The organism is Bradyrhizobium lupini (assembly GCF_040939785.1).
Taxonomy (GTDB): domain Bacteria; phylum Pseudomonadota; class Alphaproteobacteria; order Rhizobiales; family Xanthobacteraceae; genus Bradyrhizobium; species Bradyrhizobium canariense_D.
Genome location: NZ_CP162553.1, coordinates 2,798,882 through 2,820,737, shown reverse-complemented (window position 1 = coordinate 2,820,737; position 21,856 = coordinate 2,798,882). Strand labels below are relative to the sequence as shown.

Below are 21,856 nucleotides of genomic sequence, written 5' to 3'. Positions count from 1 at the left end.
CTGTTTGAGGGATGGGGTGCCCTGCGGGGGCCTCAACGTCAAGTCATTTGGCCCCGAGCCATTTCCTGGCGGCGGCCTCGGCCTTGGCCCGGTCCTCGGCCGGCAAATCGGACAATTGCTTGTCCAGCTCCGGATCGCCCTTGCCGGAGGTCTTGGCCACCAGATGCCACTTGAAGCCTTCGACCTTGTCCACGGCCGTGCCCATGCCGTTGATCAGCACCCAGGCCAGCCGGTTCTGCGCGATCGCGCTGCCCTGGCGGGACGCCTTGCGGAGCAGGGCGACGGCCGCCGGCTGGTTCTTCGGCGTGCCGGTGCCGTTGAACAGCGCGATGGCGTATTCGACCTCGGCATCGACATTGTCGGTCAGCGTGGCGACCTGGAGCAGACGCACCGCCCGTTCCAAATCCTTCGGCACGCCAGTGCCTTCCTTGTAGAAGGTCGCGAGCGCGTATTGCGCCTCGGGCAGGCCGGCATCAGCCGCCTGGCGCAGCAGCTCGGCGGAGCGCTTGACGTCCTGCGGCAGGGTCTGGCCGTCGAGATAGAGCAGCGCGAGATTATAGGCCGCCTTGGGTTCGCCGAGCTTGGCGGCGGACGCCATCAGCTTGACCGCCTCATTTTTGTCGACCGGGCCGCCGCGGCCGGTCATCCTCAGCATGGCGAGCGCGAACATCGCCTCGCGGTCTCCGGCGTCGGAGGCGCGCTTGTACCATTGCAGCGCCTTGGTGTAGTCGCGTCGGATGCCCATGGCGTTGGAATAGAGCTCACCCAGCATGGTCATCGCTTTGGCATCGCCGGTTTCGGCACGGGCCGTGGCGAGTTCGAAGGCGGTCTTGTACTGGCCGCGCTGATAGGCGCCGTACACCAGATCGACGTTGGGGTTGTCGGTCGGCGGCGCCGGAATCACGGTCGCGGCCGGAGCAGGCTTTGGGGAAGCGGAAGGTTTCGGGGAGGCTGAAGGTTTGGGTGCCGGCGGCGCTTCCTTCTTCTTGGTGATGGTGTGCGGCGTGGCCTTCGGCTTGTCTTTGGTTTTCTCGGCCGAAGCGCCCGGCGTTGCCACCGGCGGCGTGATCTGGAGCTGCGCGGCCGCGGGCGCCGTCAGCAGCAGCGTGGCCAGCATGATGATGCGCGGGAGCTTCATGTCGGGCGCTAGCCGTGCTCCTGGTCTGCAAGCGCAGTCGCATGAGCCTTCTTGATCGCAGCGTCGGCCTCGATCAGCGCAGCCTTGGGTCCGCGCGGATCGGCCCAGATGAAGTCGCCCACCAGCACGAAATCGGCGCCGCTGGCGGCGAATTCGTGGGCCTCCTCCAGCGAGATGGCAAAGCCGACGCAGGGCGGTTCGAACAGCTCGGCCCACCAGTCCAGCCGCTCAGCGATCGCTTGCGACGACGGCCGCTGGCCCTTTGCGTCGGGTTCGCCGAACAGCACGTAATCCGCGCCAATCTCGCCCGCATCCATCGAATGGTGCCGCGTCGTCAGCCCGCCAACGCCCGCGATGCGATCGGGCTTCAGCGATGGCAGCGCCTCTTTCAGCGCGGCGATGCCGGGCAGATGCGCGCCGTCGGCGCCGCCGCGTGCGACGAGCTCAGGATGGCCATCGACAAGCAGCGCCGCGCCCGCTTTCTGAGCCGGCGGCGCCAAGGCCTTGATCCGCGAGATCATGGTGCGCTGATCGGTCTGCTTCAGCCGCAGCAGCACGGCCGCGACATCGGCGGCGGCGAGCAGGCCGGGCAGCTCGGCCAGGAGCGAAGCGGGATCGTCGACGACAGGCGTCGCGAGATAAAGGCGCGGCGCCGGGCGCGGCGGAGGAGATTTGTTCGACAAGATCTAGGCCGCTTTCTGTTCCAGGCTGCTTTTGCCATTCGCCTTTGCAGGCGAGGCCATTCATGCGCGCGCGGTGACTGAATGCGCTTTGTCCGGCCGCGACGTTCTCGGCCTTGCCTGACCAGGCCTTCTGCGGCGCGGCCTGGAGTGCGCGACCATAGGAGAAGGTCAGGCCCCAGGGCAGCGGGCCGAGCTTGTGCATGGCGTTGAGATGCGCCGTTGCCTCTTCATCCGATTGGCCGCCGGAGAGGAAGGCGATGCCGGGCACCGCCGCGGGCACGCACGCCTTGAGCAGCCGTATCGTCTTCTCCGCGACCTCCTCGACGCAAGCCTGCTTCGCGCACTTCTTGCCGGAGATGGCCATGTTCGGCTTCAGCACCATGCCCTCGAGCGCGACGCGCTGCACGCGCAATTCCTGAAACGTCTTGTTGAGCACACGGCTCGTCACCTCATAGCAGCGATCGATGTCGTGATCGCCGTCCATCAGCACTTCGGGTTCGACGATCGGCACGATCTGCGCGGCCTGGCACAGCGCTGCGTAGCGCGCCAGCGCGTGGGCGTTGACGCTGATCGCAGTCATGGAAGGGATGCCACTGCCGATGTCGATCACCGCGCGCCATTTGGCGAAACGTGCGCCGCGCTCGTGATATTTCTTCAGCCGTTCGGCGAGCTTGTCGAGCCCGACGGTGACGAGCTCGCCCGGACACATCGGCAGGGCTTGGGTGCCTTCGTCGACCTTGATCCCGGGGATGGCGCCGCTGCTCTCGATCAGCTTGACCAGGGGCGTGCCGTCCTTCGCGTTCTGCCAGATCGTCTCGTCATAGAGGATGACGCCGGAGATGTAGCGGCTCATGGCTTCGTTCGAGCGGAACAGCATCTCGCGATAGTCGCGGCGGTTCTCTTCGGTCGATTCCACGCCGATCGCGTCGAAACGCTTCTTGATGGTGCCGGAGGATTCGTCGGCGGCAAGGATGCCCTTGCCGGGCGCGACCAGGGCGGTCGCGATCCTGTTCAGCTCAGTCAGATTCATCGAGATGTCCTCCCAAAACGATTCTGCCCTTGCCGGTGAAAATAGACCGTTCTCGGGCAAATGCCGAGTTAACGTTCGTCGCAGGGTAAGGGCTGGGGCAGCGTTGGGCCGGCCGGGCGACTCTTCACCTCGCCCTGCTTGCGGGGAGAGGTCGGATCGCCCTTGCGATCCGGGTGAGGGGGGTACAGGTCCCGCAGTCATCTCATCTGCCGAGAGAGCCCCTCACCCCAACCCTCTCCCCGCGAAGCGCGGGGAGAGGGGAGGATAGAGCAGCTTACGCCACCTTCGGGGCGAGCTCGCCCTTGGCGTAGCGCTTGGCCATCTCGGCCGTGGTCAGCACCTTCTTGATCTTGGAGGCTTGGCCCGCGGTATTGAATTCCTGGAGCCGCTGCTTGCACAGCTTGGTCATCGCTTCCATCGCGGGCTTCAGGTACTTGCGCGGGTCGAACTCTTCCGGATTGTCCTTGAGCACTTTCCGGATCTGGCCGGTCATCGCCATGCGGTTGTCGGTATCGATGTTGATCTTGCGCACGCCGTTCTTGATGCCGCGCTGGATCTCGGCAACGGGCACGCCCCAGGTCGGCTTCATCTTGCCGCCATAGGCGTTGATGATGTCCTGGAGGTCCTGCGGCACCGAGGAGGAGCCGTGCATGACGAGATGCATGTTCGGCAGCTTGCGGTGGATCTCCTCGATCACGTTCATGGCGAGGATGTCGCCGTCGGGCTTGCGGGTGAATTTGTAGGCACCGTGGGACGTCCCCATCGCGATCGCCAGCGCGTCGACCTGGGTCTCCTGGACGAACTTCACGGCTTCATCCGGATTGGTCAGGAGTTGGTCGTGGCTGAGCTTGCCCTCGGCGCCGTGGCCGTCTTCCTTGTCGCCCATGCCGGTCTCGAGCGAGCCGAGCACGCCAAGCTCGCCCTCGACCGAGATGCCGCCGAGATGGGCCATGTCGGTTACGGTCTTGGTGACGCCGACATTGTAGCCCCAGTCACCGGGGGTCTTGCCGTCGGCCTTGAGCGAGCCGTCCATCATCACCGAGGTGAAGCCGGCCTGGATCGCGGTCATGCAGGTGGCCGGCTCGTTGCCGTGGTCGAGATGCACGCAGACCGGGATGTGCGGGTAGATCTCGGTCACCGCGTCCATCATGTGCTTGAGCATGACGTCGTTGGCGTAGGAGCGCGCACCGCGCGAGGCCTGGATGATGACGGGCGCGTCGACCTGGTTGGCCGCGTCCATGATCGCCAGCGCCTGCTCCATGTTGTTGATGTTGAAGGCCGGGACGCCGTAATCGTTCTCCGCCGCATGGTCGAGCAATTGACGCAACGTGATCCGAGCCATCTGTGTTTTTCTCCCGTTTGGGCCTGCAAGGCCACTGCTTGAAGGCGGCTGACGACTTGCCGACCGATTACTTGGTGCGCAGAACTTCGACGCCGGGCAGGGGCTTGCCTTCCATCCATTCAAGAAATGCGCCACCGGCGGTCGAGACATAGGTGAACTGACCGGCCACATGGGCCTGGTTGAGGGCCGCCACGGTGTCGCCGCCGCCCGCGATCGAGACCAGCTTCTTGGCCTTGGTGCGCTCGGCGGCATGCTTGGCGGCGGACATCGTGCCGCGGTCGAACGGCTGCATCTCGAACGCACCAAGCGGTCCGTTCCAGACCAGCGTCGCCGCATCGTCGATGGCGGCATGGACACGTGCGATCGACTGCGGACCGACGTCGAGGATCATGCCGTCGGCCGGGATCGCGTCGAGGCCATAGGCGTGCGACGGCGCGTTGGCCGCGAAATGATAGGCGACGGTAGCGTCGACCGGCAGGATGATGGCGCAGTTGGCGGCTTCGGCCTTTTCCATGATGCGCAACGCGGTCGCGGCGAGATCCTTCTCGGCCAGCGACTTGCCGATGCCGACGCCCTGGGCGTGCAGGAAGGTGTTGGCCATGCCGCCGCCGATCACCAGCGCGTCGACCTTGGTCACGAGGTTTTCGAGCAGGTCGATCTTGGTCGAGACCTTGGCGCCGCCGATGATAGCGATGACAGGCTTGGTCGGTGAGCCCAGCGCCTTCTCCAGCGCGACCAATTCGGCCTGCATGGTGCGGCCGGCATAGGCGGGCAGCTTGTGGCCGAGGCCTTCGGTCGAGGCGTGGGCGCGGTGCGCGGCCGAGAACGCGTCATTGACCCAGATGTCGCCGAGTTTTGCGAGCTCCGCGACAAAGGCCGGATCGTTCTTCTCTTCCTCTTTGTGGAAGCGGGTGTTTTCGAGACAGAGGATGTCACCGTCCTTCAAGCCGGCAACGGCCTTGACCGCGGGCTCGCCGATGCAGTCGTCGGCGAAGGCGACGGGCTTCTTCACCACCTTCGACAGCGCCTCGGCCACGGGCTTGAGCGAGTCCTTGGCATCGCGCCCTTTCGGCCGGCCGAAATGCGCGAGCAGGATGACCTTGCCACCCTTGTCCGAGATTTCGGTGATGGTCGGCGCGACGCGCTCGAGCCGGGTTGCGTCGCTGACGCGGCCGTTCTCCATGGGCACGTTGAGGTCAACGCGCAGCAGCACGCGCTTGCCCTTCACATCGACGTCGTCGAGGGTGCGGAATGATTTCGTCATCGGAGGCCCTTGTCCCGGGCGCACCGCGGCGCGTAGTGCCGCCGTGCAGAACCGGGACCCAAATTGCGGCGAGTCCCGCGGTTAGTTAAACGGGCCCCGGCTCTGCGACGCAGCGCTTCACGCTACGTCGCGTCCGGGACACGAGAGCGGAGTTAGATCACCTTCGACATCGCGACGGCGGTATCCGCCATACGATTCGAGAAGCCCCACTCGTTGTCGTACCAGGACATCACGCGCACCAGCGTGCCGTTCTGCACCTTGGTCTGGTCCATGTGGAATGTCGAGGAGTGCGGGTCGTGGTTGAAGTCGATCGAGACGTTCGGCGCGGTGGTGTAGCCGAGAATGCCCTTGAGCTGCTGCTCGGAGGCACGCTTCATCGCCTCGTTGATTTCCTTCGGATCGGTGGCGCGCTTGGCCACGATCTTGAGATCGACGACCGAGACGTTCGGGGTCGGCACGCGGATCGCGACGCCGTCGAGCTTGCCCTTCAGTTCCGGCAGCACGAGGCCGATCGCCTTGGCGGCGCCGGTCGAGGTCGGGATCATCGACATCGCAGCCGCGCGGCCGCGATAGAGATCCTTGTGCATGGTGTCGAGAGTCGGCTGGTCGCCGGTATAGGCGTGGATCGTGGTCATGAAGCCGGTCTCGATGCCGACGAGGTCGTTCAGCACCTTGGCGATCGGCGCAAGACAGTTGGTGGTGCAGGAGCCGTTGGAGACGACCAGATGTTCCCGGGTCAGCGTGTCGTGGTTGACGCCGTAGACGATGGTGGCGTCGGCGCCGTCGGCGGGCGCAGAAACGAGAACGCGCTTGGCGCCGGCACTCAGATGCGCGGAGGCCTTGTCCTTCGAGGTGAAGATGCCGGTGCATTCCATCGCGATGTCGATGCCGAGATCTTTCCAGGGCAGCTTCGAGGGATCGCGCTCGGCGGTCACCTTGATCTTGTTGCCACCGAGGCTGATCGTGTCGCCATCGACGGTCACGGTGCCGGGGAAGCGGCCATGGACGCTGTCGAAGCGAAGCAGATGGGCGTTGGTCTCGACCGGGCCGAGGTCGTTGATGCCGACGACCTCGATGTCCTTGCGGCCGGACTCGGCGATGGCCCGCAGGATGTTGCGGCCGATACGGCCAAAACCGTTGATTCCGACGCGGACTACCATGTTTCGTCTCCTTCAATGACCGTTGTCATCCCGCACAACGCGCTAGCGCGCCTGCGAGGGTTTTTTTAGGGCGGACGCCCGGTTCGGCCGGGCGGGGCTTGATCATATGGGAAGTTAGGTAGTCCTTTTTTTCGGCAATCTCAACTCTCAGGAAACGCGTTTCAGAACGGCGTTAACCGCGGCCTCGGCGGTAATGCCAAAGTGCTGGAATACCTTGTTGAGAGGGGCGCTGGCGCCGAAGGAGTGCATGCCGATGAACTCGCCATCCTGGCCGATCACGGCGTCCCAGCCCCAGCGCACGGCGGCCTCGATCGCGACCTTGATGGGGGCATTGCCGATGATCTCGTCGCGGCGCTCCTTTGGTTGCGCTAGCAGGAGCTCGAGCGAGGGAACCGAAACCACCCGGGTCGGAATGCCGCGCTCGGCGAGCTGCTTCTGCGCAGCCACCGCCATCTCCACTTCGGAGCCCGAGGCAAACAGCGTCGCCTTGGCTTCGCCCTGGGCGGCCACCAGCTCGTAGGCACCAAACCGGCAGGGGCTCTCGTTCGGTGCGGTGGTGCGCAGTTGCGGCAGGTTCTGCCGGGTCAGCGCCAGCACCGTCGGGCCGTCGATGCGGTTGAGCGCGAGCTCCCAGCACTCGGCAACCTCGATGGAATCGCACGGACGGAACACGCGCATGTTGGGAATGGCGCGAAGTGCTGAGAGATGCTCGACCGGCTGGTGGGTCGGGCCGTCTTCGCCGAGGCCGATGGAATCGTGGGTCATGACATAAACGACCCCGGTCCCCATCAATGCGGCGAGCCGCATCGCGGGCCGCGCATAATCGGTGAACACCAGGAAGGTCGCGCCGTTCGGCGCAAAACCACCGTGCAGGAAGATGCCGTTCATCGCCGCGCACATGCCGTGCTCGCGGATGCCGTAATGGATGAAGCGGCCCTTCGGCGTCTTGGCCGAGAACGCGGTTGCGGACTTCGCCTTGTTGTTGTTGGAGCCGGTGAGGTCGGCCGAGCCCGCCAGAAATTCCATCGGCATCGCGCCGGCAATCACTTCGATCACGGCTTCGGAGGATTTGCGGGTCGCCGCATTCATCGGCTTTTCCAGCAGCTCCTTCTTGTAGGCGCGCACCGCCTTCGCGAGCGCGGCCGGGCGCTCGTGGCGCAGGCGACGCTCGAACTCGGCGCGCTTGCGGCTGCCGAGTTCACCGAGCCTTGCTTCCCATTCCTGTCGTGCCGCCGCGCCGCGGCTGCCGGCCGCGCGCCAGGCCTTGAGCACGTCGTCGGGCACCGAGAACGGCTCCAGCGAAATGCCGAGATTTTCCTTGGCGGCCTTGAGCTCGTCGGCGCCGAGCGCTTCGCCGTGCACCTTGTTGGTGCCGGCCTTATGCGGGGCGCCGAAGCCGATGGTGGTGCGGCAGGCGATCAGCGTCGGCTTGTTTGATTTCTGCGCGCGCGTGATCGCGGCGGCGATTGCGGCCTGGTCGTGGCCGTCGATCTTTTCGGCGGCCCAGCCCGCCGACTTGAACCGCTTCACCTGGTCGACGGAGTCGGAAAGCGAGGTCGGGCCGTCGATCGAAATGCCGTTGTCGTCATAGAGCACGATCAGCTTGTTGAGCTTCCAGTGCCCGGCCAACGCGATCGCTTCCTGCGACACGCCTTCCATCAAATCGCCGTCGGAAGCGATCACATAGGTATGGTGATCGACAATCTTCTTGCCGAACTCGGCGGCGAGCATCTTCTCGGCGAGCGCCATGCCGACGGCGGTGGAAATGCCCTGGCCGAGCGGACCGGTGGTGGTCTCGATGCCCTTGGTGTGGCCGTGCTCGGGATGTCCGGGTGTCAGCGATCCCAACTGGCGAAAGTTCTTGAGCTGGTCGATCGTCATCTCGGGGCTGCCGATCAGATACAGCAGCGAATAGATCAGCATCGAGCCGTGCCCGGCCGAAAGCACGAAGCGGTCGCGGTCCGGCCAGTCCAGCGCGGCGACGTCGAATTTCAGGAATTGGGTGAACAGTACGGTCGCCATGTCGGCGGCGCCCATCGGCAGGCCCGGATGACCCGATTTCGCCTTCTCGACGCCGTCCATGGCAAGGCCGCGGATCGCATTGGCCATACGGTTGTGATCGACCTGCGTCATGTCTGAAAATCCGTCTGAAATGAGGCGCTTGTGGCTGGATTTGGCCGCGCCGGAAGGAGCCTTTCGGCCGCTGGGGTCGCGGCTGGGATAGCATCTCGGTTCCGACAGGCCAAGGCAATCAAACGCCGGTTTGGCCGCAAAAGTTGCTTAGCAGTGCATAGGTTTCGCGGCGGCGTTGCGATTCCCTAGCTTGCCACGTAAATTTCTGCTTCTAACCGCTTGCCGAACCGAGTCTTTTGCCGGACGGCAAGCCCCAGGAAAAGCCCAAAGGAAAACCCCAAGGGCAAGGCCACAGGTTCCGCCGCTGACTGCATGAACGATCGCGTATCCAACAGCTCTGCCATGACCGAGTCCTCGGCCGTCGAGATCGAGATCGCGACCCGCAGGCTCATGGCGGCGCTCGACTCGCTCGAAAGCGCGGTGGAGCGGCGGCGCGATGCCGATCGCGACGAGAACGAGCTCGCGGCGCGGATTCAGGCGCTCGGCGCGGACCGCTCGCGGCTTGCCGATGAGCTCGACGGCGCGCTGGTGAAGGCGCGCAAGCTCGAGCGCTCCAGCCGCGAGATATCCGATCGGCTGGATTCCGCGATCGTCACGATACGCTCGGTGCTCGATACCGGAGAGGACGGATGAGCCACATCAACGTCACCATCAACGGCCGGCAATACCGCATGGCCTGCGAGGAGGGCCAGGAGGTGCGGCTGCTCAAGCTCGCTGAAAGCCTGGAGACGCGGATCCAGTCGCTGCGCGGAAAGTTCGGCGAGATCGGTGATGCCAGGCTCACCGTGATGGCAGCGCTGACCGTCTGCGACGAACTGGTCGATGCCGGCAACCGCATCCGGACCATGGAGCAGGAGCTGACCGAATTGCGGGATTTCCGCAACGCCGCCGTCGAGCGCGCCCGGTTGACCCAGACCGCGGTCGTGAACGCACTGAACTCTGCCGCCGAGCGCATCGAGAAGTCGACCCAGGTCCTGAACCGGACCGTCGGCAACGGGATCGCCATCGGCTGATCGTTCACCGGGCTGGCGATTCGTCAGCATCGTTGTTACATTGCCCGAGCGGGGCTGCGACGCGCGTCAGGAGCCATTATCCCCGGGGCCTTATCGATCCTTTAGGGAACTGTCCCTGGCCGAGCCCGTGGGCTCGGACATATGGTGCCCACCTACTTTCGTAGGGAACTCCGGGATCGAGTGCTTCAACGGCGTTCGCGGCTTCGCACTTTTGTCTTTCTTCTTCTGGTTCGTACCCGTCGAAATTGCGTCCCCGACACGCTCGCGGTTCAGTCTCGGTGTCATGCCCCGGCTTGACCGGGGCATCCAGTACGCCGCGGCGTTGAGGTTCTAGCACTGGCGTTTGTGGATACTGGATCGCCCGCCTTCGCGGGTGATGACAGCGGGACTAGTTCTGCCTCGGGGGAACACGCGCATGTCGAATTCAAAAGCCGAACTCCGTGCCAAAGCCCTCGCGGCGCGCGATGCGCTGAGCGAAAAGAAACGCATCGCCGCCGCCGCCAAGCTCGCCAAGCGCGGGCTGCCGTTCCAGCTTCTGCCTGGCAGCATCGTATCGGGCTATTCGCCGATCCGCAGCGAGATCGATCCGATACCGCTGCTGAAGAAGCTCGCCGAGCAGGGCGCCAGGCTTGCGCTGCCTTGCGTCACTGCGCGCGGCCAGGCGCTGATCTTCCGCATCTTCCATCCGAACGATCGCCTGATGCTCGGCCCGCTCGGCATTCCCGAGCCGTCGCCTGGGGCCGCTGAAGTCATTCCCGACATCATGCTGACGCCGCTCGCTGCCTTCGATCGTCTCGGCCATCGCATCGGCTATGGCGCGGGGCACTACGACCACACCTTCGCGCATCTGCGAAAAACCAAGACCATCGTCGGCATCGGGCTCGCTTTTGCAGCGCAGGAGATCAAGGCGGTTCCGGCACTAGCCCACGACGTGGCGCTGGATTATGTGCTAACGGAATCGGACGTATTCGATTTCCGGAGTTCTGAAGTTGCGCATTCTCTTCGTGGGTGATGTCGTCGGCCGTGCCGGGCGCAATGCCATCGCCGAATATCTGCCCGGCATGGTCAAAGACTGGTCGCTCGATTTCGTCGTCGTCAACGGCGAGAATTCCGCCGGCGGCTTCGGCATCACGGAAGCGATCTATCAGGAGTTTCTCGACGCCGGCGCCGACGCGGTGACGCTCGGCAATCACTCCTGGGACCAGCGCGAAGCCCTGGTGTTCATCGAGCGCGCGGAGCGCCTGGTGCGGCCGGCGAACTATCCGCGCGGGACGCCCGGCCGTGGCGCCGCGTTGGTCGAGACCAAGAACGGCAAGCACGCGCTCGTCGTCAACGCTTTGGGCCGCGTCTTCATGACCCCGTTCGACGATCCCTTCGCGGCCCTCGAGCGCGAGCTCGGCGCCTGCCCGCTCGGCATTGCCGCGGACGCCATCGTCGTCGACTTCCATTGCGAGGCGACCAGCGAGAAGCAGGGCATCGGCTTCTTCTGCGACGGCCGCGCCAGCCTGGTCGTCGGCACCCACACCCATGTGCCGACCGCCGACCACCAGATCCTGTCGGGCGGCACCGCCTACATGACCGATGCCGGCATGACCGGCGACTACGATTCCATCATCGGCATGCAGAAGGAGGAGCCGTTGCGCAGGTTCACCTCCGGGATCCCCTCAGGCCGCTTCGAGCCGGCAGCGGGCGCTGCGACGCTCAGCGGCGTTGCGGTCGAGACGGATGACGAGACGGGGCTTGCGCTCCGTATTGCGCCGGTGCGCGCCGGCGGCAGGCTGGAGCCGACGACGCCGAAATTCTGGCTGAGCTGAATTGCAGCGGCAGATCCCGCTGCACCTTCTCCCCTTGTGGGAGAAGGTGGCGCGAAGCGCCGGATGAGGGGTCGCTTCCGCGAATTCAAATGCGAGTTGGATGCGTGGAGACAACCCCTTACCCGGCTTCGCTTCGCGAAGCCACCCTCTCCTGCAAGGGGAGAGGGTGCAGCGTCAGTCGGCGCGAGAATTACTCCGCCGTCTGCTCCCGCAACTCCGCAACATCCTTCGCCGTCAGCTTCGAGCCCTTCGCGCCGAACCGCGCTGTCACGTAGTTCGCCACCGCCGCGATCTCGTCGTCGCTATAGGCGTTGCCGAACGCCGGCATCGACAGCGCGCCGTCCGGCGTGTCGCGCTTGGTGCCTGACAGCACGATTTGCGCGACGTTGGTGGCGGCGGGGTCGTTGACGGCCCAGGTGCCGGTCAGCGTCGCCATCGGCGAGACCGGGCTTTCGCCGCTCCAGCCATGGCAACTGGCGCAGGCGCTGGCGAACACCATTTTGCCGCGCGCATCCGCCGTGACGCCGTCCTTGTGCGAGGCGGGTGCGACGGGCGCGGTGATTGCGGGCAAGTCGGGCGAGGGCTGCGGCGGCACGCTGCGCAGATAAGCGACGATGCTGCTTATGTCCTCAGGCGCGAACTGGCTAAAGCTGTGGTCGACCGCTTCGCCCATCGGACCCGACGCCGAGCCGTGGCCCGGCGCATGGCCGAGCGACAGATAGGAGACCAGGTCCTCGTCGCTCCAATTGCCGAGGCCGGTGGCCTTGTCGGAGGAGATGTTGAAGGCGCGCCACCCCGCCGTGATCGCGCCTGCAAATTTCTTGCGGTTGTCCAGCGCAAAGCCGAGATTGCGCGGCGTATGGCATTCGCCGCAATGCGCCAGCGCCTCCACGAGATAGGCGCCGCGATTCCACTCCGGGCTCTTCGACGTATCAGGCGCAAAGCGCGTGTCCGGATTGAACACGGCCGACCAGAACATCATCGCCCAGCGCTGGTTGAACGGGAACGACAGCGTGTTCTCCGGCGACTTCGCACGCACCGCAGGCAGGCTGAACAGATAAGCCTTCACCGCCAGCACGTCCTCGTCGGTCATGTAGGTGTACGACGTGTACGGCATCGCCGGATAGAGCCGGGCGCCGTCGTGGCGCTTGCCGCGCTGGACCGCGTTGAGAAAATCCTGGTCGCTGTAATTGCCGATGCCGGTGTCCTTGTCCGGCGTGATGTTGGTGGAATAGAGCGTGCCGAACGGCAGCTTGAAGCCGAGCCCGCCGGAATAGTCCGTCCCGCCGGGCTTGGTGTGGCAGACCATGCAGTCGGCCGCCTTCGTCAGATATTCGCCGCGTTCGACCATGCCAGCCTTCTCGAGCTTGGCCGGCACGCCGGCCGGCTTGCCCGCGCGGTAATCCGCCAGCGCCACCTTGGTGCCGCCGGCAAAGTCGAGCGGGCCGGGGCCGCGGATGAACCAGAGGCCGAGTCCCGCCAGCACGATGGCGATCACGACCAGGCTTGTGAGGATACGCATCTTGCCGCTCATGCCTTTTTCCCCGCAGCCAGCAGTTTCCGATCGATTGGCAGGCGCCGCAGCGCAACGCCGGTTGCCGCGTAGATAGCGTTGCGCAGCGCCGGCGGTCCGGCATTGACACCGGCCTCACCGATGCCGCCGGGCGCCTCGCCGCTCCTGACGACGAAGACCTCGATCTTCGGTGTCTCATTGATGCGCATCATGCGGTAGTCGTGGAAGTTCGACTGCTGCACGCGGCCCTTCTCGATGGTGATCTCGCCATAGAGCGCGGCGGTGAGGCCGAACACCAGGCCTCCCTCGATCTGCGCCTTCACCGTGTCGGGGTTGACCGCGATACCGGTGTCGACCACCGAGACGATGCGGCGGAGCGCGATCTCGCCGATATCGTCGATCTCCGCTTCCACCACGGTGGCGAGGAAGCTTGCAAACGACGGTTGGACGCAGACGCCGCGGCCGACGCGCGGTGGCAGCGGTTGGCCCCAGCCGGATTTCTCGGCGGCAAGATTGAGCACCGCGAGCATGCGCGGATTCTTCGTCAGCATCGAGCGGCGGAATTCGACCGGATCCTTGCCGGCCTTGCGCGCGAGCTCGTCCATCGCGCATTCGACCGCAAACACGTTGTTGTTCGGACCGACGCCGCGCCAGAAGCCGGTGGGCACCGCCGGCGGTTCGGCGCGGACATATTCGACATGGAAGTTGGTGAATTCGTAGGGTGCATCCACGGCGGCATCGACCGCGTCGATGTCGATACCCTTCTGGAACGCCGGCGGCAGCCAGCGCGCCAGCACGGCGGAACCGGCGACCTTGTACTTCCAGGCCCCGACCGTGCCGTCGACCAGCGACGCCGTGACCTGGTCGCGATAGACCGGACGGTAGACGTCGTGCTGGATGTCCTCCTCACGGGTCCATATCACCTTGACGGGATAGTCGACCTGCTTTGCGATCTTCACGGCGGCCACCACCATATCCGGCTCGAGCTTGCGGCCGAAGCCGCCACCGAGCAGATGCTGGTTGACAATCACCTTGTCGACCGGGAGGCCCGCAGCCTTCGCCGCCTCCGACTGCACGCGCGTCATGATCTGCGTGCCGGTCCAGATCTCGCAGGCATCCGGCCTGACGTGAACGGTGGCGTTGATCGGCTCCATCGAGGCATGCGCAAGGAACGGCAGTTCGAAGCTTGCTTCGAACCTGTCGCCGCTGGCGAGCCCCTTGGCGATGTCGCCGACCGATTTCGCGACCACGCCGTCCTTCTCGCTGGCGGCGCGCAGATGCTGCCAGACGTCCTTCGTGCTGAGCTTCGCGTTCGGTCCCTCGTTCCACTCGATCTTGAGCGCATCGAGGCCCTTCTTTGCGGCCCACATGTGATCGCCGATCACCGCGACCGCATCCTCGAGCACCACGACCTTGCGTACGCCCGCAATTTTGACCGCCGCGCTGTCGTCGACCTTGCCGACCTTGCCGCCAAAGACCGGGCAATTGGCGATCGCGGCGATCTTCATGCCGGGCAGGATCGCGTCGATGCCGTAGACGACCTTGCCATTGACCTTGTCCGGCGTGTCGAGCCGCTTCAGCGGCTGGCCGATGATGACGAAGTCCTTGGGGTCCTTCACCCGGACGTCCTTCGGCGGCGTTTGGCCCTGTGCGGCCAGTGCCAGTTCGCCATAGCCGAGCTTGCGGCCGCTTGCGGCATGCACGACCTCGCCTTTCGATGTCGTGCAGCTTGCCGGCTCGACCTGCCATTGCGCCGCTGCGGCCTGCACCAGCATCGCCTTCGCGCTGGCGCCGGCGGCGCGCAACGGATTCCACCAGGCGCGGATCGAGGTCGAACCACCCGTGGCCTGCAGGCCGAACGCCGGATTGGCGTAGAGCTTGTCGTTGGGCGGCGCGTGCAGCACCGCAACCTTTGCCCAATCCGCGTCGAGCTCTTCGGCCAGGATCATCGCAATCGAGGTATAGACCCCCTGGCCCATCTCGACTTGCGGCATCAGGAGCACGGTGCGGCCGGTGTCTTCGACCCGGATGAAGGCGTTCGGCGCGAATTTGCCGTCGGTCGTGTCCTTCGGCTGCTCCGGCTCGTTGACGGCGGCGCGGAGCGGCAGATGGAAGGCGAGCAGGAAGCCGGTGGCGAGACCGCCGGTCAGAACCGCACGGCGGGAGACGTCAGGAAGAGTCTTGTCGGTGATCATGGCGGACCTCACGACTGACGGCCGGAGGCGGCTTGCTTGATGGCCTCGCGGATGCGCACATAGGTGCCGCAGCGGCAGATGTTGCCGGCCATCGCGGCGTCGATGTCGGAATCGTCAGGGCTGGGCGTTGCCGCCAGCAGTGCCGCGGCCGACATGATCTGGCCGGACTGGCAGTAGCCGCACTGGATCACTTCGGCATCGAGCCAGGCCTTCTGCACCTTTGCGCCCGCTGGCGTGCTGCCGACATGCTCGATCGTGGTGATGGCGCGGTTCGCGACCGCGCTGACCGGCAAGACGCAGGAGCGGACTGCCTTGCCGTCGACGTGCACGGTGCAGGCGCCACACTGCGCAATGCCGCAGCCGAACTTGGTGCCGGTCATCCCAAGGACGTCGCGCAGCACCCACAGCAGCGGCATGTCAGGTGGCGCGTCGAACGATTTCGTTTCGCCGTTGATGGTGAGAACAGTTGCCATATGCATCCCCTTGCTCGCTCGATCGCTTGCGGCGATCTAGTCAGCGAATTTGCGCGCACAATAATCATATCGATGCGAAACGATGAAGCGTCGACATGTCCGGCAATGCATTTTTGCGCAGTGAGCGCGTCAGGCCATGACGTTCACGAATTTGTGCGGCGATCACTGCAGTAATTTTGGGCTAATTGATATGATAATCGTCATTTTCTAACGCATTTTGCTCACAAGCGTCATTGATGGCCACAGATGATCGTGCGAATGCGCAAAATCATGCGATGACGAAAGTCGTGCGATTGTGGAAGTCGATCGACGGCGCGATCAATTGCCGCGACTCATTGTTGTGCCCTCTCCCCTTGTGGGAGAGGGCAGCGACGCTGGTAGACGCAGGCTCATTCGGGTGAGGGGTCCGTCTCCGCGTACGGGCGCCGTTTTGGATCAGCGACAAAGGGAAGCCTGATCGTGAACGAGGCACCGCCATGCTCCCGATTGCTCGCTGATATGAACCCGTTGTGTGCTTCGATAATGGTGCGCGCAATGGACAAGCCCATGCCCATGCCTTCCGCTTTACTGCTGTAAAACGGCTCGAAAACCTGTTTCAATTTGTCTTCTGGAATGCCGGGTCCGCGATCTGACACGGATAGCTCGGCGAATTGATCGACGCGCGCAGTCCGGATGCTGATAGTGCGGCTTTCGTGAGACGTGTCCTTCATAGCCTCGACCCCGTTCAGCACAAGGTTCAAAATGACTTGTTGAAGCTGAATGCGGTCGCCGAGGATCGGTAGCGCATCGGGCGTGATCACGTTGACCATTTCGAATTTTCGGCTGACGGTTAGCGCCAAAAGAAATCTGACCGTCTCTTGCACAACCTCATTGAGGTCCAGTTGCTTCAATTCGAACGGCGCCTTTTTTAGGAGGCTGCGCATCCTGCGAATGACCTCGGTGGCACGCCGGTCATCCTGTAGAATATCGTTCACAATTTCCCTGAGTTCAACGACATCGGAAAGTGCAGCGATATCGGGACGCTGCGATTGCAGGATCGCGGCTGCGGTTTCGGCGTTCGTCAGAATAGACCCAAGCGGCTGGTTGATCTCGTGAGCAATCGAGGCGGTCAGTTCGCCAGCGGTCGCGAAGCGATTAACGTGGGCGAGTTCAGTCATGCGCTGTCGCGACTGTACTTCGGCGAATTGACGACGGCGATGCTCACGTAGCAGGATAGCAATAAGCCCGGCTTGTATGAGAAAAACCGCGACGACGGATGCGATCAGCCATAAATACCGTTCCCACACCGATGGCTCGCGGAAGTAGACCGTGCTGCCGGGCGGCAGGTGGCTGTCGCTGATCCCGAACCGCTGCATTTGCCGCCAATCGAACCTTGGCAGCTCGAATTGGCTGGGTGCGACCTTTACGTCGCCAGCTTTTTCACCGTTTAGAATACGGATTGCCGCCGCGGCTGCGATAGTCATGCCCTTCTCAGTCGAATGCATGGAGCCGCCGACAATCGAGCCATCAAAAAATCCGTCAAGATAAGAAAATATGGGAGCATTGGCGGCAGCCGAGAGCCTGTGCAATGCGGCAGCGCCCTCATGTGTAACACCCGCCGCATCAACGCTCATCAGATGCCAGAAGATGGCGCTGTGAGGTGGAAGATGTGCCGCGTCTTTCAGGATATCTTCAAATGACAGCTTGTTATACCATCGTAGTTCAACCCGCCCGCTGAACGGTGCGAGTTCTCGCTCCAATACCCCTTGCCAAAATGTTTCATTGGGCGAAGCCCCATTCACGACGGCGATCACTTTCGTGTCGGGCAACACCTTCAGAATAGTTTCGATGGCGGCAGGAAAATTATGAGCCGCAGCGGCCACGGTGTCATACTCGGTCAGCTTGTCGTATTGGACCCGTCGCGCCTCGACGGAAGTAAACATCATGGGTGTCTTGGGGAAAAGCTGAGCGCGATACCGCTGCACAAACTCGGCAGCTGGCGCACCGAGGGCGACAATGAGGTCGGGAGGTTTGGCCCCGTACAATGCTTGGAGGTAACCGATAAAGGGTGCGAGCGCCTTGTCGTCGTCCACACGGGCGCTTAGCAGCGAGTGGTCCTGAAAGTCGATTGGGACTTTCGATTGCTTGATCATTTGGGGGCGAAGAAACTCAGCGAAATCGGTCCACGGTTTGAAGCGGAGGCCGAATGATTGCAGCATCAAAACGCGCTTGGGCTCAGGATCAGCCGCCCGACCCGGCCCCAGTGTTGCCAGCAACAATGCGACGACCAGCGGGGCGGCGAAGGTCCGCCTGCAAAAGGATCGCCAGGATAGTGAGAACAGGCAAAACCGCATTGCCATCCTAGTCCCCTCGGTCCCGGAGCCTAATGGCACGGCCGAATGTTTAATAGGCCGAAAAACGGCTGTCGGCGGCTTGGCCGGGGAGAGCGATCAGGACTGGACCCAGCGGCAGCGGACCGCAACGATTCCGGGGACAATGAATTCCAGCCGAAATCTTGGTTTTACTGCACGCGCTAACGGTGGCTGAAAGTTGAAGCTCGGGGTTCGCCCGAGCTTCAACAGGAGCAAGCCATGCGAAGCCCGAAGCCGTTCACCGTCTATCAGCCGGTCCCGGCTAAAGCCCGAAGCCCGCTCTTCGCCGTTCACGCCTATTCGCTCGATCAGGCGCGGACTTGAGCGCGAGGCGATGGAAGTCGCGGTCGACGGGTTAATAGGCGCAAATATAGTTTCCGTAAGCATCGTAGCAACTGCGGCGGTACGCAGCAGTGCCAACGGCAGCCGCGCCTACCGCTGCCGCTCCCACACCGTAGCCCCGATAGCCGTAGCCGCGATAGCCGCCCCGGTAGCCGTAGCCCCGGTAGCCTGCGCCGCGCACCGCAACAGCGCCGCCGCCTCGCGGTCCTCGAACTGCGACCGCACCGCCGCGATAACCGCCGCCACCCCGATAGGCACCTCCGCCGCGCCGAGCCTCGGCATCATCGGGGATCAAGCAGGCGGTGAGCAAAACGAAAGCGGCAAGAGAAGCAAGAATGAAGCGGAGCATGACAGAAACCCTTCCATGAATTCCTTAAGCCCCGCTCGCGAGATTGCGGCTCTCTCCGCGCAGGAGCTTGATGTAGATCAATCGAACCCGCCCACTGCGGCGACTACGCTATGTTCTGCCGCACCTGAGAAGGCGATGAGCCTCAGTTGCGCAAGTTCCAAGAGAGAGGTCCGCCATGCATCCGAGCAAGCGTCTTTCGATCAGGTCAGCGACTGTTGCCGGGATTGCTGCCAGCGCCCTGTTGGGCCTTGCAGGTCTCACGCTCAATCCAGGCCCAGCCAATGCGGTCGTGTATTGCCAATACACTGCCTACCCAGCGGGTTGCGTTGCTCGGGCAGGCGTCGTGCTCAGGCCCCGCCCGGTGGCGCGCGCCGCAGTCCGTCATAACGCCGGCGGCAATGCGAATGGTGGCGTCAATCGTGTCGGAGCCAGGCGGTAAAGGCCGGTTTCGCAAGCCAGGAAGAAGCCGCCATCGCTTCGTCCCGGTGGCGGCTTTGCTTTGTCTGGCGGGGATAGGCCACCGTACCGACGGGGCGGCTTTAGGCATGAAACACACTTGGTACGTCACTTTTGAAGTGCCGCTGGATGGCACACTGTCAAGACGGCGACATCCGCGGCTAACCAACACGTTTGAAAGCGAAGCAGCAGCCAAGGATTTTGCGCGAACCAAATTCAACGACGGACTGATCGTCAGTGCAGGGACTGTCATCCCTCACTTTCCGAGAGTGTCGATCCCATCGGCCGAAATCCCAACGTGGCTCGAAGCACCGAACCAAGTTGATCCAGATCAATAACTAGGCCACCGACGCTGGTGACATGCTCTAAGGGGCAGCAACCGGGAGCCTGACCATGAATGAACGTTCGGAGCCGAAACAGGTCTGTCGTCGCAACGCACTAACCTTCCTTGGATACGCAGGGGTGTTTGGGCTTGTGGTTTCGTCCTCAATTTTGGCGGCCTCAGAGGCTGTTGCTCAAACCACTGCGCCAGCCGCCGCGCCTACCACGCCGCCAGCGGACGCGCCGAAGTCAGGCACAGAACGCCGCCAGGAGCGGCGCAGCGGGCGAACAGAGCGCCGCCAGGAACGCCGCACGGGACGCACAGAGCGGCGCCAAGAGAGGCGTACGGGACGCGACGAGCGACGGGACGCTCGCGACGGCACCCCGGCCGCCACGACGACCACCGAGCAAAAGAAGTAGTCCGTTCATTGCCAAGCACAGCTACCGGGCCGCCCAAGCGTAGGCCCGGAAGGCCGTACAGCGCGCGGCCAGCGCCGTCTACGGAAAGCGGGGCGGGGCTATGGAAATCGGCTTCTCTCGCGAGGGGAGAAGAGGAGGGGGTGGAGATTTCGGAATAATAGCAGTATACGCCTGTTTTGCCCGACGGCGCAAGCGCTTCAGAGGCGCCTGGATCGACGGATTCATCTGGCGCTTAAGCCGTTGATTCTACTCGCCCCGGCTACTGTGCATGGGGTTGTTTTCGAGGTTTTTGATTCAGGGAGGCCATGCGCCCGCCGCAAGCGCGTCGCGACGACCCTCAGCTCTGCCGAAAGCCCATCCGGAAGGCGCCCCAGTGCTTGCCGCGGATCATGATCGGCGAGGATAAATCCTTCATCAGCACGAACTGCCCGCCGCCCATGTCGCGGCGATAGGTCTGCAGCAGGAACGGCTTGGTGTTGGCCGCGACCTTCTGCACCGCGCGATCGGTGAACAGGCGGCGGTTGCGGCAATTGGCGTTATTCCAGACCGGGTCCTTGCCCTGCGGCAGGCGGTAGTTCGGGTTGTGCGTCGGCAGATAGCCGCCCTTCGCCCAGGCGACGCAGAACACGATGCGGGGATCGGATTTCTGGATCGGGTCCTGGATCGCGGGCAGCACGCGGTCTGTGAAGTCGACATAGTCAGTGTTGTACTGCTTGGGATCGGTGCCGGGGATTTCCCGATAGTTCTCGTCCATGAACTGGTCGAGCGTGATCTCGCCGCGGCCGATGGCGGCTTCGAACTCGTCCGAGATCCGCTTTGCGGTCTCGACGACAATTCGGATCAGCGGCGCATCCGATGTCTCGACGCCGCTGTCGGCGATCAGCGCAATCAGCCCTTCGGACGTGTCGAGCAGTTTGGTCACGCGTTGATCGGCGTTCTTGAGATCGCGTGAGGAGAGGTCGACGCCCTTGGCGAGCTCGTTGAGCTCGCTGATGACGGTGTCGCAATGTCCGAGGTTGGAGGTTGCCGCGCGCGTGACGCTGCCGATCTCGGCTTCCACGGAGGCGAAGCCCTGCTGGACCCGCGAGATGATGCCGGAGATCCGCTGGGCGCCTGCGCCGGCCGTCTTCGCGCGCTGCGAGGCATCGCTGCTCTCGCCGATCAGACCTTCGATCTGGCCGTCGAGATCGCGCACGGTGTCGGAGATCTGGTGCGTGGCCTGGCGGGTGGCTTCCGCGAGGTTCTTGACCTCGCTTGCCACCACCGCGAAGCCGCGGCCGGCATTGCCGGCGCGTGCCGCCTCGATGGTGGCATTGAGCGCGAGCAGATTGGTCTGCTTCGCGATCGCCTCGATCGAGCCGGACACTTTTGCCACTTGTGCCAGCGCGGAGCCGACGGCGCTCAAGCGCGCCTCGATCCGCTCCACCGCTGCAACGAGCTCGGAGATGTGGCTCACCGCGGCATCGACTGCGCCGCGCGACTGCGCGATCTCGCCGACCGCCGCTGACGTGGTCGTTTGCACCGCCTGTGACGCATTGGCGATGTCGTGATTGGCCGACACCATCGTTTCGGCAGTTTCCTGGAGGTGGTGGAAACGTTCCGACTGGTTCGCGACGCGGCTTGCGACTTCCTGGACGTTGCCGGCGATGTCAGCCAGTTCCACGCCGAGGCCGCCGATGCGGTCGGCGAGCTGATCGATCAGCCGTTCGGAAAGTGTTCGGTTGGAGCCGGTGTCCAGTACTGCAAGTTGTACGACGGACATGTCTTGAGAGTCCTCCAGTCAGAGCCATTCGCCGGCTCTCCGCGGCATTCCCATTCCAATATCGATCTTAGAGGTGATTCGCGCTTTGGCGTCTTGC

Annotated in this window: 19 protein-coding genes, 1 other RNA gene and 1 pseudogene; 7 read left to right on the top strand and 14 right to left on the bottom strand. The window is 63.9% G+C overall.

Translation table 11 applies throughout. The annotated features are described in order from the left end of the window. Positions 1-43: 43 nt before the first annotated feature. The 8 genes and pseudogenes from AB3L03_RS13430 to AB3L03_RS13395 form a co-directional block, all read right to left on the bottom strand. Positions 44-1,138, bottom strand: coding sequence for a tetratricopeptide repeat protein (locus tag AB3L03_RS13430; RefSeq protein WP_018454608.1), 1,095 nt, complete (start codon positions 1,136-1,138; stop codon positions 44-46). Positions 1,139-1,146: 8 nt separating this feature from the next. Next, on the bottom strand, positions 1,147-1,821 hold the full coding sequence (locus tag AB3L03_RS13425) for a thiamine phosphate synthase (RefSeq protein ID WP_018454607.1): 675 nt from the start codon (positions 1,819-1,821) through the stop codon (positions 1,147-1,149). Between the two features lie 3 nt (positions 1,822-1,824). After that, positions 1,825-2,851 (bottom strand): annotated as a pseudogene (locus AB3L03_RS13420) (class I fructose-bisphosphate aldolase). A 274-nt stretch (positions 2,852-3,125) separates the two neighbouring features. Continuing rightward, positions 3,126-4,193: a class II fructose-bisphosphate aldolase gene (gene fba, locus AB3L03_RS13415; protein ID WP_007599942.1), complete on the bottom strand. Its 1,068-nt coding sequence runs from the start codon at positions 4,191-4,193 to the stop codon at positions 3,126-3,128. Positions 4,194-4,260: 67 nt separating this feature from the next. Continuing rightward, the gene (pgk, locus tag AB3L03_RS13410) at positions 4,261-5,457 is read right to left on the bottom strand and encodes a phosphoglycerate kinase (protein ID WP_204513311.1); all 1,197 of its coding nucleotides are present in this window, start codon (positions 5,455-5,457) and stop codon (positions 4,261-4,263) included. A 152-nt stretch (positions 5,458-5,609) separates the two neighbouring features. Then, a complete protein-coding gene (gene gap / locus AB3L03_RS13405; RefSeq protein ID WP_368508789.1) occupies positions 5,610-6,617 on the bottom strand; it encodes a type I glyceraldehyde-3-phosphate dehydrogenase in 1,008 nt (335 codons plus the stop codon). 147 nt (positions 6,618-6,764) lie between these two features. Continuing rightward, complete coding sequence (gene tkt, locus AB3L03_RS13400; RefSeq protein ID WP_085351770.1) at positions 6,765-8,750, bottom strand: transketolase; 1,986 nt, start codon at positions 8,748-8,750, stop codon at positions 6,765-6,767. A gap of 185 nt (positions 8,751-8,935) precedes the next feature. Beyond that, on the bottom strand, positions 8,936-9,094 hold the full coding sequence (locus tag AB3L03_RS13395; protein ID WP_158091727.1) for a hypothetical protein: 159 nt from the start codon (positions 9,092-9,094) through the stop codon (positions 8,936-8,938). On the opposite strand from AB3L03_RS13395, the gene AB3L03_RS13390 reads away from it, so the two are divergent. The 5 genes from AB3L03_RS13390 (at position 9,093) to AB3L03_RS13370 (ending at position 11,577) form a co-directional block, all read left to right on the top strand. Continuing rightward, positions 9,093-9,383 (top strand): DUF4164 domain-containing protein, encoded by a 291-nt coding sequence (locus AB3L03_RS13390; protein WP_007599949.1) that lies wholly within the window; start codon positions 9,093-9,095, stop codon positions 9,381-9,383. The genes AB3L03_RS13395 and AB3L03_RS13390 overlap by 2 nt on opposite strands. Next, positions 9,380-9,763: a cell division protein ZapA gene (locus AB3L03_RS13385; protein WP_007599950.1), complete on the top strand. Its 384-nt coding sequence runs from the start codon at positions 9,380-9,382 to the stop codon at positions 9,761-9,763. Before AB3L03_RS13390 ends, AB3L03_RS13385 begins: the two co-directional genes overlap by 4 nt. A gap of 48 nt (positions 9,764-9,811) precedes the next feature. Continuing rightward, a non-coding RNA gene (ssrS, locus tag AB3L03_RS13380) (6S RNA) lies at positions 9,812-9,971 on the top strand. Between the two features lie 207 nt (positions 9,972-10,178). Then, on the top strand, positions 10,179-10,775 hold the full coding sequence (locus AB3L03_RS13375) for a 5-formyltetrahydrofolate cyclo-ligase (protein WP_085361600.1): 597 nt from the start codon (positions 10,179-10,181) through the stop codon (positions 10,773-10,775). Further along, positions 10,753-11,577: a TIGR00282 family metallophosphoesterase gene (locus AB3L03_RS13370; protein WP_085385086.1), complete on the top strand. Its 825-nt coding sequence runs from the start codon at positions 10,753-10,755 to the stop codon at positions 11,575-11,577. Before AB3L03_RS13375 ends, AB3L03_RS13370 begins: the two co-directional genes overlap by 23 nt. Before the next feature lie 190 nt (positions 11,578-11,767). On the opposite strand, the gene AB3L03_RS13365 is transcribed toward AB3L03_RS13370, so the two are convergent. The 5 genes from AB3L03_RS13365 to AB3L03_RS13345 all read right to left on the bottom strand — a co-directional run bounded on the left by AB3L03_RS13365 (position 11,768) and on the right by AB3L03_RS13345 (position 18,800). Beyond that, positions 11,768-13,111, bottom strand: a complete 1,344-nt coding sequence (locus AB3L03_RS13365; protein ID WP_085351771.1) for a cytochrome c — start codon at positions 13,109-13,111, stop codon at positions 11,768-11,770. Continuing rightward, the gene (locus AB3L03_RS13360; protein ID WP_368508788.1) at positions 13,108-15,285 is read right to left on the bottom strand and encodes a molybdopterin cofactor-binding domain-containing protein; all 2,178 of its coding nucleotides are present in this window, start codon (positions 15,283-15,285) and stop codon (positions 13,108-13,110) included. Before AB3L03_RS13360 ends, AB3L03_RS13365 begins: the two co-directional genes overlap by 4 nt. Positions 15,286-15,293: 8 nt before the next feature. Then, positions 15,294-15,758 carry a (2Fe-2S)-binding protein gene (locus tag AB3L03_RS13355; protein WP_018454596.1) on the bottom strand — a complete coding sequence of 155 codons (465 nt, stop codon included), beginning with the start codon at positions 15,756-15,758 and terminating at the stop codon, positions 15,294-15,296. Between the two features lie 389 nt (positions 15,759-16,147). Beyond that, positions 16,148-18,091, bottom strand: coding sequence for an ATP-binding protein (locus AB3L03_RS13350; protein WP_368509053.1), 1,944 nt, complete (start codon positions 18,089-18,091; stop codon positions 16,148-16,150). Positions 18,092-18,464: 373 nt separating this feature from the next. Continuing rightward, positions 18,465-18,800 carry a hypothetical protein gene (locus AB3L03_RS13345; RefSeq protein ID WP_083926372.1) on the bottom strand — a complete coding sequence of 112 codons (336 nt, stop codon included), beginning with the start codon at positions 18,798-18,800 and terminating at the stop codon, positions 18,465-18,467. Between the two features lie 175 nt (positions 18,801-18,975). On the opposite strand from AB3L03_RS13345, the gene AB3L03_RS13340 reads away from it, so the two are divergent. After that, positions 18,976-19,239, top strand: a complete 264-nt coding sequence (locus tag AB3L03_RS13340; protein ID WP_368508787.1) for a hypothetical protein — start codon at positions 18,976-18,978, stop codon at positions 19,237-19,239. Continuing rightward, entirely contained in the window at positions 19,205-19,594 is a 390-nt protein-coding gene (locus tag AB3L03_RS13335; RefSeq protein ID WP_240544094.1) for a hypothetical protein, read from the top strand. The genes AB3L03_RS13340 and AB3L03_RS13335 overlap by 35 nt, the downstream gene beginning before the upstream one ends. Before the next feature lie 740 nt (positions 19,595-20,334). Here the strand turns inward: AB3L03_RS13335 and AB3L03_RS13330 are convergent. Further along, the gene (locus AB3L03_RS13330) at positions 20,335-21,759 is read right to left on the bottom strand and encodes a methyl-accepting chemotaxis protein (RefSeq protein ID WP_368508786.1); all 1,425 of its coding nucleotides are present in this window, start codon (positions 21,757-21,759) and stop codon (positions 20,335-20,337) included. Between the last annotated feature and the right edge of the window lie 97 nt (positions 21,760-21,856).